The sequence below is a fragment of the Pseudomonas sp. 86_A genome (assembly GCF_017491705.1).
Lineage (GTDB): Bacteria > Pseudomonadota > Gammaproteobacteria > Pseudomonadales > Pseudomonadaceae > Aquipseudomonas > Aquipseudomonas koreensis.
Window position 1 is genome coordinate 250,229 of sequence record NZ_JAFGYS010000001.1, and the last position, 12,861, is coordinate 263,089.

11 protein-coding genes and 1 pseudogene are annotated in these 12,861 nt (G+C 57.3%); 7 read left to right on the forward strand and 5 right to left on the reverse strand.

The window, feature by feature from the left end:
• Positions 1 to 369: 369 nt before the first annotated feature.
• From chrA to J5M57_RS01175, 3 genes are all read left to right on the forward strand, one after another.
• Complete coding sequence (gene chrA, locus J5M57_RS01165) at positions 370 to 1,713, forward strand: chromate efflux transporter (protein ID WP_169841327.1); 1,344 nt, start codon at positions 370 to 372, stop codon at positions 1,711 to 1,713.
• 528 nt (positions 1,714 to 2,241) lie between these two features.
• Positions 2,242 to 3,606, forward strand: a complete 1,365-nt coding sequence (locus tag J5M57_RS01170; RefSeq protein ID WP_207849847.1) for a glutamine synthetase family protein — start codon at positions 2,242 to 2,244, stop codon at positions 3,604 to 3,606.
• 150 nt (positions 3,607 to 3,756) lie between these two features.
• Positions 3,757 to 5,040 (forward strand): FAD-binding oxidoreductase, encoded by a 1,284-nt coding sequence (locus J5M57_RS01175; protein WP_207849848.1) that lies wholly within the window; start codon positions 3,757 to 3,759, stop codon positions 5,038 to 5,040.
• Between the two features lie 105 nt (positions 5,041 to 5,145).
• On the opposite strand, the gene J5M57_RS01180 is transcribed toward J5M57_RS01175, so the two are convergent.
• The 4 genes from J5M57_RS01180 to J5M57_RS01195 all read right to left on the reverse strand — a co-directional run bounded on the left by J5M57_RS01180 (position 5,146) and on the right by J5M57_RS01195 (position 8,668).
• The gene (locus tag J5M57_RS01180) at positions 5,146 to 5,931 is read right to left on the reverse strand and encodes a DeoR/GlpR family DNA-binding transcription regulator (protein WP_207849849.1); all 786 of its coding nucleotides are present in this window, start codon (positions 5,929 to 5,931) and stop codon (positions 5,146 to 5,148) included.
• A gap of 496 nt (positions 5,932 to 6,427) precedes the next feature.
• Positions 6,428 to 7,447, reverse strand: coding sequence for an AbrB family transcriptional regulator (locus tag J5M57_RS01185; protein WP_207849850.1), 1,020 nt, complete (start codon positions 7,445 to 7,447; stop codon positions 6,428 to 6,430).
• Between the two features lie 140 nt (positions 7,448 to 7,587).
• The gene (locus tag J5M57_RS01190; protein ID WP_207849851.1) at positions 7,588 to 8,010 is read right to left on the reverse strand and encodes an HD domain-containing protein; all 423 of its coding nucleotides are present in this window, start codon (positions 8,008 to 8,010) and stop codon (positions 7,588 to 7,590) included.
• A gap of 244 nt (positions 8,011 to 8,254) precedes the next feature.
• The gene (locus J5M57_RS01195) at positions 8,255 to 8,668 is read right to left on the reverse strand and encodes a hypothetical protein (protein ID WP_064588035.1); all 414 of its coding nucleotides are present in this window, start codon (positions 8,666 to 8,668) and stop codon (positions 8,255 to 8,257) included.
• 592 nt (positions 8,669 to 9,260) lie between these two features.
• Here J5M57_RS01195 and J5M57_RS01200 point away from each other — a divergent pair.
• The 3 genes from J5M57_RS01200 to J5M57_RS01210 all read left to right on the forward strand — a co-directional run bounded on the left by J5M57_RS01200 (position 9,261) and on the right by J5M57_RS01210 (position 11,002).
• The gene (locus tag J5M57_RS01200; RefSeq protein ID WP_207849852.1) at positions 9,261 to 9,548 is read left to right on the forward strand and encodes a fructose-bisphosphate aldolase; all 288 of its coding nucleotides are present in this window, start codon (positions 9,261 to 9,263) and stop codon (positions 9,546 to 9,548) included.
• A 217-nt stretch (positions 9,549 to 9,765) separates the two neighbouring features.
• On the forward strand, positions 9,766 to 10,266 hold the full coding sequence (locus J5M57_RS01205) for an Hcp family type VI secretion system effector (RefSeq protein WP_207849853.1): 501 nt from the start codon (positions 9,766 to 9,768) through the stop codon (positions 10,264 to 10,266).
• Positions 10,259 to 11,002 carry a DUF4225 domain-containing protein gene (locus J5M57_RS01210; RefSeq protein WP_207849854.1) on the forward strand — a complete coding sequence of 248 codons (744 nt, stop codon included), beginning with the start codon at positions 10,259 to 10,261 and terminating at the stop codon, positions 11,000 to 11,002. The genes J5M57_RS01205 and J5M57_RS01210 overlap by 8 nt, the downstream gene beginning before the upstream one ends.
• A gap of 659 nt (positions 11,003 to 11,661) precedes the next feature.
• On the opposite strand, the pseudogene J5M57_RS01215 reads toward J5M57_RS01210, so the two are convergent.
• A pseudogene (locus J5M57_RS01215) lies at positions 11,662 to 12,196 on the reverse strand (cupin domain-containing protein).
• 241 nt (positions 12,197 to 12,437) lie between these two features.
• On the opposite strand from J5M57_RS01215, the gene J5M57_RS01220 reads away from it, so the two are divergent.
• Positions 12,438 to 12,725: a hypothetical protein gene (locus tag J5M57_RS01220; RefSeq protein WP_207849856.1), complete on the forward strand. Its 288-nt coding sequence runs from the start codon at positions 12,438 to 12,440 to the stop codon at positions 12,723 to 12,725.
• The last annotated feature ends 136 nt before the right edge of the window (positions 12,726 to 12,861 follow it).

Here is a 12,861-nt window from a genome sequence, read left to right on the forward strand (position 1 = left end):
TGGGGAATATTGAAGAAATTCACCGAATTGAAAGATTGGCTCTGAATCCATAATCGACTCGATCTCTCAGGTCGATGGATGACGCCAGACACCTCGGTCGGCCCCTTCACGCGCAGGCGTATGGCTTTAGATCAAATCCATAATCGACTCGATCTCTCGGGTCGATGGATGACGCCAGACACCTCGGTCGGCCCCTTCACGCGCAGGCGTATGGCTTAAGATCAAATCCATAATCGACTCGATCTCTCAGGTCGATGGATGACGCCAGACACCTCGGTCGGCCCCCTCTCCCTCTGGGAGAGGGCTGGGGTGAGGGTTGAAAGTCTGATTAGATAGCCACTCCGCCAGGATTAAACTCCGGAGTTTCGTTTGAGCACAGCGCCCAACAACCTGCCCCGCCCCGCTCCCGTCACCCTGCGCCAAGCCTGGCGCTTCTGGCTCAAGCTCGGCTGCATCGGCTTTGGCGGCCCGGCCGGGCAGATCGCGATCATGCATCAGGAACTGGTCGAGCGCCGGCGCTGGATCTCCGAGCGGCGATTCCTGCATGCGCTCAATTACTGCATGTTGCTGCCCGGCCCCGAGGCCCAGCAACTGGCGACCTACATTGGCTGGCTGTTGCATCGCACCTGGGGTGGGGTGATCGCCGGGGCGCTGTTCGTGCTGCCGTCGCTGTTCATCCTGATTGCGCTGTCGTGGCTGTATATCGCGCTCGGCGACGTGCCGGTGGTGGCCGGCATTTTCTACGGAATCAAACCGGCGGTGACCGCGATTGTGTTGCACGCGGCGCATCGCATCGGCTCGCGGGCGCTGAAAAACAGTTGGCTGTGGGCCATCGCCGGGGCGTCATTCGTGGCGATCTTTGCCTTCAACCTGCCGTTCCCGCTGATCGTGCTCGGGGCGGCGCTGATCGGTTATCTCGGTGGGCGACTGGCGCCGCAGCGCTTCAGCAATGGCGGGCATCGCAGCAACGCAAAATCCTTCGGCCCGGCGCTGATCGATGACGACACGCCGACGCCTGAACATGCGCGATTCAGCCTGCCGAAGCTGTGGCGCTTGCTGTTGGTTGGCGTGGCGCTATGGTGTTTGCCGATGGCGCTGCTGACTGCGCTGTTCGGCTGGGACGGCACCTTCACGCAAATGGGCTGGTTCTTCACCAAGGCCGCGCTGCTGACGTTTGGCGGCGCTTACGCGGTGTTGCCGTATGTCTATCAGGGCGCGGTCGGGCATTACGGCTGGCTGACGCCGACACAGATGATCGACGGCCTCGCCCTCGGCGAAACCACACCCGGGCCGCTGATCATGGTGGTGGCGTTTGTCGGTTTCATCGGCGGTTACGTGCAACCGGCATTTGGCGCGGAACATGCGTTCGCCGCCGGTGCACTGGCGGCGACGCTGGTGACCTGGTTTACCTTCCTGCCCTCGTTCCTGTTCATCCTCGCCGGCGGGCCGCTGGTGGAATCAACGCACAATGAACTGAAGTTCACCGCACCGTTGACCGCGATCACTGCGGCAGTGGTCGGGGTGATTCTCAACTTGGCGTGTTTTTTCGCATATCACGTGTTCTGGCCGAGCGGTTTTGCCGGGCAGCCGGATCTGTTTTCGATCGGGCTGGCGCTGCTGGCGGCGTTGGCGCTGTTTCTTTTCAAACGCGGCGTGATTGAAGTGTTGATCGTTTGCGCCCTTGCCGGGCTGGGCTTCCACCTGCTGCGCTGAGCGTTGGCCAACGGTACAGGGGCACAATCAGCGGTTTACACGCCCGCAGATTGCCCCTTACTATCCGGGCACACCGGTCGACGGGCCTGCCCCGCCACCGACGTTTTCCGCCAACGGAAACACGCGTTATGAGTACGTCACCACAACAACCAGAAAGGTTGAACGTCTCCGCTGTGTGCGCCCTCTGTCACAGGGGCCGCGCATGAATCGCATCGTCAATCTCCCCATGGCCCTGCGCCGTTCCAAGCTGCGTCACTCCGCACGCCCGCCGGATATCGCCTGCTGATTTCTGTCAGTCAGAAAAGATCCATTTGTGGCGAGGGGATTCATCCCCGATGGACTGCGCAGCAGTCCCCTCCCCTGAATCAAACAGCGAGAGCCGCTTCGCGCCTCAGCGGGAGCAAGCTCCCTCGCCACAGGTTCTGTGTCACCTCTGACTGATCTGCATTTGAAATCCCTGCCGGGACGCCCTTTATGCGTCCGGCCCGACTCTGCGCGCCTGTGCGGCGCCATCGTGAGTGATTGACCATGAAATTCGCAGCCATCGAAGACGCACGCCTGTTCCTTGAACAGAACCCTGATATCGACATGATCGAGCTGTTCATCCTCGACGCCAACGGCGTGCCGCGCGGCAAGTTGCTGCACCGCGAAGAACTGCTCGCCGTGTACGAAAGCGGTCGCCCGCTGCCCAGCACCATCCTCGGCCTGACCGTGCAGGGCGAAGACGTCGAGAACTCCGGACTGGTGTGGGATGTCGGCGACATCGACTGCCGCGCCTACCCGCTCGAAGGCAGTCTGGTGCGCCTGCCGTGGCGGCAGATTCCGACTGCAGCGGTGCAGGTCAGCATGCACCCGACCGAGGGCATGCCGGCAAGCATTGCCGACCCGCGTCACCTGCTGATCAAGGTCATCGACAGCCTCAAGGCCGAGGGTTATCACCCGGTGATGGCGTGCGAGCTGGAGTTCTATCTGCTCGACGCCAAACGCGACCACAACGGCCGTCCGCAGCCGGCGCTGGACGCCGACGGCGGGCGACCGCGACACACGCAGGTCTACGGTTTGCGCGAGCTGGAGCAGATCGAACCGTTCCTCGCCGACCTCTACAGCGCCTGCAAACTGCACGGTATTCCGGCGCGCACGGCGATCTCCGAATACGCGCCGGGCCAGGTGGAAATCACCCTCGAACACGGCGATGCCCTGCAGGCGATGGATCAGGCGGTGCGCTACAAACGCCTGGTCAAAGCCGTGGCGCACAAGCACGGCATGCAAGCGACGTTCATGGCCAAACCGTTCGATGATCTGGCCGGCACCGGCATGCATATGCACGTCAGTCTTGCCGATGCTGCGGGCCGAAATCTGTTCGCCTCCGAAGACCCGGCCGGCACCCCGCTGCTGCGCACGGCAATTGGCGGCATGCTCGCCTCGCTGCTCGATACGCTGCTGCTGTTCTGCCCCAACGCCAACTCCTACCGCCGGTTCCAGGCCAACAGCTACGCACCGCTGGCGCCAACCTGGGGCGTCGACAACCGCACTGTCAGCCTGCGCGTGCCCGGCGGCCCGGCCAACACCCGGCACATCGAACACCGCATCTGCGGCGCCGACGCCAACCCATATCTGGCGGCAGCTGCGATCCTCGCCGGGATCCATCGCGGCATTCGCGAACATCTTGATCCGGGCGCGCCGGTCGAGGGCAACGGCTATGCGCAAGCCAAGCAATTGCTGCCGACCGATTGGCTGACTTCGCTACAGGCGCTGGAGAATTCCGCGTGGGCACGGGATGCTCTGGGCCAGGAATTTCTCGGGGTGTACCTGGCGGTGAAACGCGCCGAGTACCGGCAGTTCATGGCCGAGGTGGGTGAGCAGGATTGGCGTTGGTATCTGACCGAAGCCTGAAGACTCACCACTGATCCCGCTGTAGGAGTGAGCCTGCTCGCGATAACGATCTGTCAGTTAACACTGATTTGACTGACACACTGCTATCGCGAGCAGGCTCACTCCTACAGGGGACCGCGTACCGAACTCGAATTTTGTGTGGACACTGACATGACCCAACGCTGCAATTCCTACTACACCGCCACCCTCAACCAGGACACCGACTACCCGACCTTGCAAGGCCGGCATCAAGTCGACGTGGTGATCATCGGCGGCGGCTTCACCGGCGTCGCCACCGCCGTCGAGCTCGCCGAAAAAGGCCTGAAAGTCGCCATCGTCGAGAGCAATAAAATCGGCTGGGGCGCCACCGGGCGCAATGGCGGGCAAGTCACCGGCAGCCTCTCCGGCGACGGCGCGATGCGCAAACAGATGCGCCCGAAGCTGGGTGATGAGGTCGACGATTTCATCTGGCATCTGCGCTGGCGCGGGCACGAAATCATCCGGCAGCGGGTCGAGAAATATGCCATCCAGTGCGACCTCAAGCACGGCCATCTGCACGCGGCCTACAAGCCGAGCCACATGGAGGGTTTGCGTCAGGATTACGAAGAAGCCGTGCGCCGTGGCCTGGGTGATGAAGTCAGCCTGCTCGACCGCAGCCAGGTGCGCGACTTGCTGCAAAGCGAGCTCTACCACGGCGCAATCAAGAACACCCGCAACATGCACCTGCACCCGCTCAATCTGTGCATCGGCGAAGCGCGGGCGGCGGAGAGTCTCGGTGCGCTGATCTTCGAAAACAGCGAAGTGCTGGAGATCATTCACGGCGATACGCCTGGCGTGCGCACTGCCCACGGTCAGATCGATGCCAATCAGGTGATGCTCGCTGGCGACGTCTATCACAAGCTCGAACCGGGCCAGCTCAAGGGCAAGATTTTCCCGGCCATGGGCGGCATCGTCACCACCGCGCCGCTCGGTGATCTGGCACGGCAGATCAACCCCGAGGATCTGGCGGTGTACGACTGCCGTTTCGTCCTCGACTACTACCGTCTTACGGCTGACGGTCGTCTGCTGTTCGGCGGCGGCGCCAACTACAGCGGCAAGGACTCACGGGACATCGCCGCGGAACTGCGCCCATGCATCGAGCAGACTTTCCCGGCGCTCAAAGGGGTGCAGATCGACTACCAGTGGAGCTGCGCGATGGGCATCGTGATCAACCGCATCCCGCAACTGGGCAAGCTCTCGGACAACGTCTGGTATTGCCAGGGCTACTCGGGACACGGCATCGCCACCACGCACATCATGGGCGAAATCATGAGCCGGGCGATCACCGGGCAGATGGAACAGTTCGACACCTTTGCGCAGTGCCAGCACATCCGCGTGCCGATGGGGGATTTGCTCGGTAACCCGTTGCTGGCGGCGGGGATGTGGTATTACCAAATGCTCGAAAAGTTGCGGTGATTGCACTGGCCATATCGCGAGCAGGCTCACTCCTACATTTTGGAATGCGATCCCCTGTAGGAGTGAGCCTGCTCGCGATGAGGCCATCAGCTCCACCACAAAATCTCAATCCGCCAACTGCTCGACCACAATCCCCAACCGCCGATAATCCTCGACACTCCCCGACGCCACATGCCGCTCGGTAATCAGCGTATGCAGGCGCGTGCACGCGGCCACCACAAACGGCTCCACCGCCCCCAGCTTGTCCGCCGTGGTCACCGCAATCACCCGCGCCGCGCTGTCGAGCAGCGCCTGTTTCACCGGCACTTCATCGAAGTGCAGCGAGGTGATGCCCACCTCCGGGTGAATCGCGCAGACGCCGGTAAACGCCAGATCCGCCTTGATCCCGGCCAGCAACCGCACCGCCTCATGCCCGCCGGCCGACATCGTGCGCGGATTCAATTGCCCTCCGGCCAGAATCACCTTCACCCCCTTGTACTCGGACAAGGCAATGGCCGTCATCGGTGCGGCGGTCACCGCCGTGATCTGGATATCCGCGCGCAACGAGCGCGCCACCTGCAACGTGGTCGAGCCGGAATCGAACAGCACGATCTGCCCGTCCTCGACCTCTTGCGCCGCCCGTTGCGCCAGCCGCACCTTCACCTCGTCAGTCTCTTCCAGACGAGTGAAGTAATCCTTGCCGCTGTCCTTGGGCCTTGGCAGTGCGCCGCCGTGCACCCGCTGCACCAGCCCGGCGTTGTCCAGTTCGGCCAGATCCCGGCGGATGGTGTCTTCGGACACGGCAAAGTGCTGGCTTAACTCCGAGGCCATGACCTTGCCGTCGCGTTCGAGAATCAGAAGGATTTTCTGCCGGCGCAGGGACGGCAGTTCGGTGACCGAATGATCGTGCATGGTTGTGCCTGTTTATGCTTGTAGTTGCAGGTTTGCCGAGGCTAGCGAAAGCCCCGGGCAAACACAATCCAGTCGGTATCAATTGTTTCGATCATTGGAATCAACACGCCGAATTTTTTCTTTGCAGTGCGCCTGTTCAGAATGGCCCCACTTTAAAAAGGCTCAGGATGAACAGCGGATGAATCTCAATTTTGCGTTTGCGTGCATGATCGTCGTGTCGTTTGCGATTGCCCTGGGCCATGCTTGAGGCGTCAGATTGTCTCGCAACTATTTGCGCTCACACGTCAGGATGAGTCGCGGAGCACGCGGTCTTGAGAGCTTTGCAGCGCACACGCTCTAGAGGTAGCCGAACCCTTGTGGCGAGGGAGCTTGCTCCCGCTCGGCGACGCAGTCGCCGCAAAACCTGCGCCCCCGGCAAACCTGAAATTCCGCGGTCTCTCGGTTTGGGGCCGCTTCGCAGCCCAGCGGGAGCAAGCTCCCTCGCCACAGAGGGGCTTCAAGCTTCTTCGCGCGCGCGCCGCACCTGCACCAACAACGCTGGCGCAAAGTGCAGCAGCACCATCCGGCTCAAATGATGAGTCAGGATAAACACCACATTCAGCCCGCCACCAAACGCGACAATCGCAATCGTCTCGATCGCGCCTGGCATGTAGGCCAGCCAAAGCGATAGTGCATCGCTGCCCAACCAGCGTGCCGCCACTTCCGCAAATGCCGCCGCGACCACGATCATCAAGCCGACCGAAACCAAAGCCGTACGGCCGTGACGCCCAAGCTCCGCGACGCCAAGGCCTTGAAACCTTGAACCGATCCGCACACCGAGAATCAGTGCTGCCAGGTTCAAACTCCAGTCGGGCATGTGAAAACCGTGCAGCCATCCTGACTTCACAAACACCGCCGTGATGATGATCGCGGTGAGCATGAACGGCGCCGGGACGCCGATTACCAGCAGCAAGCGCCCAAGCAGCACGCTCAGCGCGATCACCGAAAGCGCGGTCAATGCCATGCCCGTGGTCAAGGGATCGCCGACGGCAACCGCGATGGCCGTTTGGCCGGGAATCAGCAAACTGACCAGCACGGTGATCAGCAGCAAGCGCATCAGGTGCACGATGATGACCTTGCTCGAGGCCTTCTCCGACTCGAGTAAATCGAACACCGCTGCCAGTGCGCCGGGATAAACCGCCAACAGCGCATCAGTGCGATTCCAACCCGCGCCGCGTGTCAGCCACCATCCGGCGAGGGCGATCTGTACGGTCAGGCATATCAGTAGCACGCCAAGGCTTGGCAGCATCGCCGACGCCGTCGCACTGTCCCACGCCTCGAACATCAGCCCGGTGGCGATGCCCAGCGTGACCTGGATGTAGCCCAGTCCATAAGGCGTTGCCGGCGCAATGCCGGTTTTGCTGGCGAACAATGCGGTGACAACAATCGACCCCAACAGCAGACCATGGGGCACGCCTTCGAACTGCAACAGCGCGCCGAAACCGGCAGCCATCAACAAACAGAGAATGGATTTCATAGTCGCCTTCCTGGCTATTTCCTGAGGTATCCCACTCTCCTGTAGGAGCTGCCGCAGGCTGCGATCTTTTGGCTTTTATTTTTAGAAGCAAGATCAAAAGATCGCAGCCTTCGGCAGCTCCTACAGGGGTGTATTCGTTCTTACGCGCGCAACCGGCCAATCGCCCGGCGGTATTTCTCGATCCGCTCCAGATCCTCCCAACTCGGCGAGGCAATCCGCGACAGGTCGCTGTTCTCTTCCAGATCCGCCAGTTTCACCACCCGCCCGATGGGGTTCTGCGCCGCCCGGTCGACAAAATCCTCGTAGGACTCGTCCGGCACCTTGGTCACCGACGCAATAGCGCTCAACACCTCTTCGCTGAAACCTTCCTTGCGCAAGTCCTCGAGGCTGATACCGCAATCTTCGACCACATCGTGCAACACGGCGACGATGCGTTCTTCCAGCGTGCTCATGCGCAACATGACTTTCAGCGGATGCAAAATGTACGGCGCACCGCCCTTGTCCACCTGCCCGGCATGCGCGGTGGCGGCAATGGCGATGGCGCGTTCGAGTGTCTGGGTCATGGGATTTCCTTGGGGGCGTTGTTGCGGCTGCCGATTTCGATCATGCGCGGTTCCGTCCGTGGGAGAGGTGTTACAACTCGTTTCGCAGTCTACGACGTGGTGCCAATGGGGGGAACCTTTGACGATGAACCGGGTGGTGACAAGTGAAAAGTTTGACTGGGCAGTCCGGGAATCACGTTTCTGTCGCCCATGAAAAAGGGACACCATTGGGTGTCCCTTTTTACGTATGGAGGCAGCGGATCAATCAGCGCTTCATTGCTTCACACTGATTGCGCAGGTCCGAATCATGGATGCTCGAACACGTGCTGCCCTTCTTCGCCTCACAAAATGCACGCTGATCGCTGTCATGGATGCTGGAGCAGGTACTGCCTTTCTCAGCCTCACACATTGCGCGCAAATCCGAATCATGAATGCTGGAACACGTGCTGCCCTTTTTTGCCTCGCAGTAAGCACGCTGGTCGCTGTCGTGAATGCTCGAACAGGTACTGCCCTTCTCAGCTTCACAGGACGCTCGCAAATCACTATCCCGGATCGAGGAGCAGGTACTGCCTTCCTGCGTGGCCTGGCAATAGTTGCGTTGATCGCTGTCACTGATGCTGGAACAACTGGCAAACGTGTAACCGCTGAACATCAATAACATCGCAAAAATCAGTTTCATCTCACACTTCCCTGGGTTGCCAGGAATCAGCCTGGCACTGCTTGATCCATTCTCAATGAGCGTCGCGACACGCCATCAAATTGACATCGCTTTTGAGGAAAGTTCAAACAACCAAATAAGATCCGCGCAGATTTTTGAGTCTGAAAAACGCGTAGGAAAACACCACCTGTGGCGAGGGAGCTTGCTCCCGCTGGGCTGCGAAGCAGACCCAAAACCGGCCAGTCCTTTTCTCCAGGTCCACCGCATGCGCCGGAATACGCCGACTGCGTCGCCGAGCGGGAGCAAGCTCCCTCGCCACAGGGTTGGGTTGGCGTCCTACAGGTCGGTTGTTGTGGCTGAAATGGCTGACTAGAGTGGGGCTGTCGATGACTGCAGTCAGCGATGGGTTTCGCAGCCCTCAGAAGTGGCACACACCGCTAAATGACAACTGTGGCAAAATCCGCCACCGCTTCATTTTATGGCGGCTGTGTGTGGGAGACCTTCGGGTCTGCCGGTTTGACTCTTCTCCGGTCTGCGAACCCGCATACAGCTGCCACCCATTTGTTTCGCAGCAGAAAGGTGGCACTTTCCGACCCATTGAAGAGTGCAACCCATGACGATCAAAAAACCGCTCCACCATTACGCGCACATGTCCCACCCCGCCACCGACCGCCCTGTCCTCCTGATCGACGCCGATGCCCCATTGCGCGAACTCCACGCCTGCCTCGCCGAACGCCTCAACGCCGTCCTCAAATACCTTGACCTCATCGCCTGCACCAGCCTCCCCGACTACGCCGAACATGACATCAACACTGTGACCAACATCGCCAGGATCATGGTGCAGGACGTGAGTGATGTGTTTCGGGTAATCGAGCAGCGAGGTTTCGACGCGCCAGCCTGATAACCAACAAATTGCCAAAGTGCCAACTTCATAAACGCCCGGTCATCCAACCAGCGATAACGTCGTTGGCACTTGGGAATAATCACCTCCTGAGTTCCGCGCCCCTTGTAAGACGCGTCTGAACTTCACCAATAGCGAACCAGCGCCTCACTGTCCCGGCTTTAGTTGATGGTTACTCTTCAAACAAGAGTTTTCCAGTCAATAAAGCAGAGCTTCCATGGCCAACCACAGCTACATGAGCATTACCGGAAACCGTCAAGGCTTGATCTCCGCCGGTTGCTCCGACACAAACTCAATCGGCAACAAATGTCAGTTAGGTCACCTCGACGAGATCATGGTCCTGGCCTATTCCCACAACATGACCACCGGCAATAACGGCGGCGTCACTGCCGACCGTGGCAAGCACTTGCCGATCATGATCACCAAGAACATCGACAAATCCTCTCCCCTCCTCTCCGCAGCACTTCACGAACGCGAAGTGCTGGACTGCACCATCTTTTTCTACCGAACCTCCCCCGTTGGCACGCAAGACAAATACTTCAAAATCCACATAAGCGGCGCAAAAATCGCCCACATCAACCTCCAGGTCCCCCATGCCATTCACTTGAACGACGCACAGCCACAGGAACTGGTGTCATTCACTTACCGAGAGATCAGTTGGACGCACATTCAGGCAGGCACGTGCGGCTACAGCACGTGGGGAAATGACGATGAATGAGGATTCGTGTGACATCAACGACGTCACCCGCGCTGCTTCCGATCTGGTCGCATTCGGGTGCCAGATCGGCGCGACTCAGTTGTACGATAGCTTCAGCCAACTCCGGTTTAGCGAGATCGTTTCGTCTTATGCGAATGAGGTTATTCGGGCGGTGGATGAAGGTTTTATGAGCGCCAAACAAGGGCTGCAGGAGCTCAGGGAAGAACACTCTGATTTATTGAACAAAGTATCGTTCTATGCTCAGAACGGTGTAGGTGTTGCCGCGGGGATGATGCAAATCCACATCGCCTCAGTATATTTCGCTTCCAGAACACCAAAAAACGCAGTGGCCGGCACCGCCTATTCATTACATGGAGCTAACAATATCTATGAAGGACTAGCAAACATTTACTACGGCCCTGAAAACCCAGCGGTAGTTGGTCCAATCCGCAAAATCTATCAATTCTTAGCGGGTGACTCTTCCCATGGAAATATTGCCTATTTTGGTGTTGACATAGGGCTCTCTATATTCAGCATACTTCAACCAGTTCGAAAACCCGACTCAGTGGAGCTATTCATTCGCGACCCTATGAATTATGAGCGGGCCTATAAGAGAATGGGGAAAGTATCGCTCGCTTTTGAGGCCTTGATTGACGGCATCACTATTAGAAACATCGACAACGAAGTCACACAACAAACCAACAACAAAAATCACCGTCCACCTTTAAATTCTTTCCCGGACATAAAATATCCGTAAAAAGCGAAGAACACCGAAATACTCAGTAACCTATACAGCAGTTCTGAAAAACTCCAAGTATCGCTAATAAAGTAATAAGCAACCTCTTCAAATATAAGTGCGCAACTGCCAGCGATGAAATGCCTTACCCAAGCAGGATAGCGTCTAGACCCAGCATGTCGACCTCGCAACTCAGCTACCTGATCGGGAAAGCAGTAGAATAAATTTACATACAGATAAATCAGAAACATGAAGCCCTCAGCAAATTTCCTGATCAGTCCTTCCAGCGGTAAAATCTGACTCATAAAATTTATTAGAACCATCGCGAAAATATAGCTAAATGCGACAGTTAAAAAGAACAGAAGGACAACCTGACACAGAAATCGAATGCTCAACTTCACGACACCACCCGCATTAAACCATTAAAAACAATTAATTGAGTTCCAAAAAACAAAATCCTGACCAACCAAGAAAGAAGCGCACAATTATCAACACCAATGTAAACATGCACGAAAACTCATAACACCATAAACCTCGCATCATCACGCATTAATTCAGAGTGATCCTACAAATAAAAACCATCAAACCTACAAACCTTTCCTCGACTCAAAAAAAATCCGACGCCCTTCAACAAGGCGTCGGATTTACTTACAGCGTATGGCTTTTACCTAAAGCATCAATCAGAAGTTAGCCGGCGTATTCGCACTAATAATCTCAGCCTCATCCGCCCCAATATTGCGAAACTTATGCGGCAGCGTCGTCGGAAAGTAATACCCATCTCCCGCATTCAAAACACTCACCGAGCCATCCACGGTCAACTCAACAGTTCCCCGCGTCACCAACCCACACTCCTCACCTTCCGAGTGAGCAATCGGCTCTTCCCCGGAGCTCGCACCCGGCGCGTATTGCTCGCGCAGCAAACGCATCTGGCGGCTTGGGACCGAGGCGCCGATCAGCAGCAGGCGCAGGCCGTGGCGGCCGAGGTCGGGTTGTTCGTTGGCGCGGAAGACGTATTGGTGTTCGCGCGGGGGCTGGTCGAAGGTGAAGAAGTCGGCCAGGGACATCGGGATGCCTTCGAGCAGCTTTTTCAGGGAGCTGACGGAAGGACTGACGCGATTCTGTTCGATCAGGGAGATGGTGGCATTGGTCACGCCGCTACGCCGGGCCAGCTCGCGCTGGGAGACGTACTGGTTTGAGTCGAGAACACGTATCCATGACAGCCTTATGTGAAAACGACTCAATGAAAATAGATCAGTCATCTTTTTCGGCCGTCACCTTTTTCGGCAGAGAAGAGTTTAAACATCGTAATTCGACAAAACTCCATATTCCGCAAATGATTTCTACCTATAGCAAAAAAAGCTAAAAACCTGTCAATTATTACAGGTGTATATAGCTTGAGCTTAATCATAGAGTGAAGTGCGAGTCAAAAATCTTTGCTTCTAGGAGAGAAATCGAGATGGCTACTAAACCGAAAATTGCCTATTTAGTCGCAAACGAGAAACATGATGCGTTACAAGTTGTGTCAACCGAATACGATTATGGAGACACGCAAATTCTAGATAACATTCCAGAAAAAATGAAAATGATTTGTCCCGACCAAGTAAAGGCCGGCTGGTGGTACCAATCTTGGACGGGAAAATTTGTTCCAGCAGAAGAATTCAATCAGGCTCCCGAAAAACACGGATTCAATGCTTCGAAAAATGAGGACTCACTCGGACCCTGGAAACTCGGGAAGAGCGTCTGAAATTTACCTATGACAACCTTTGACACCTACCGAAAAGCCGTCACTGTCGACTTTTGGGTAGGTGATTCAAGATTTCGTAAATCAAACAAAAAAGTCTTATCACTTAAACCACTTCCATGAAAGCGCGAAGCGTCGC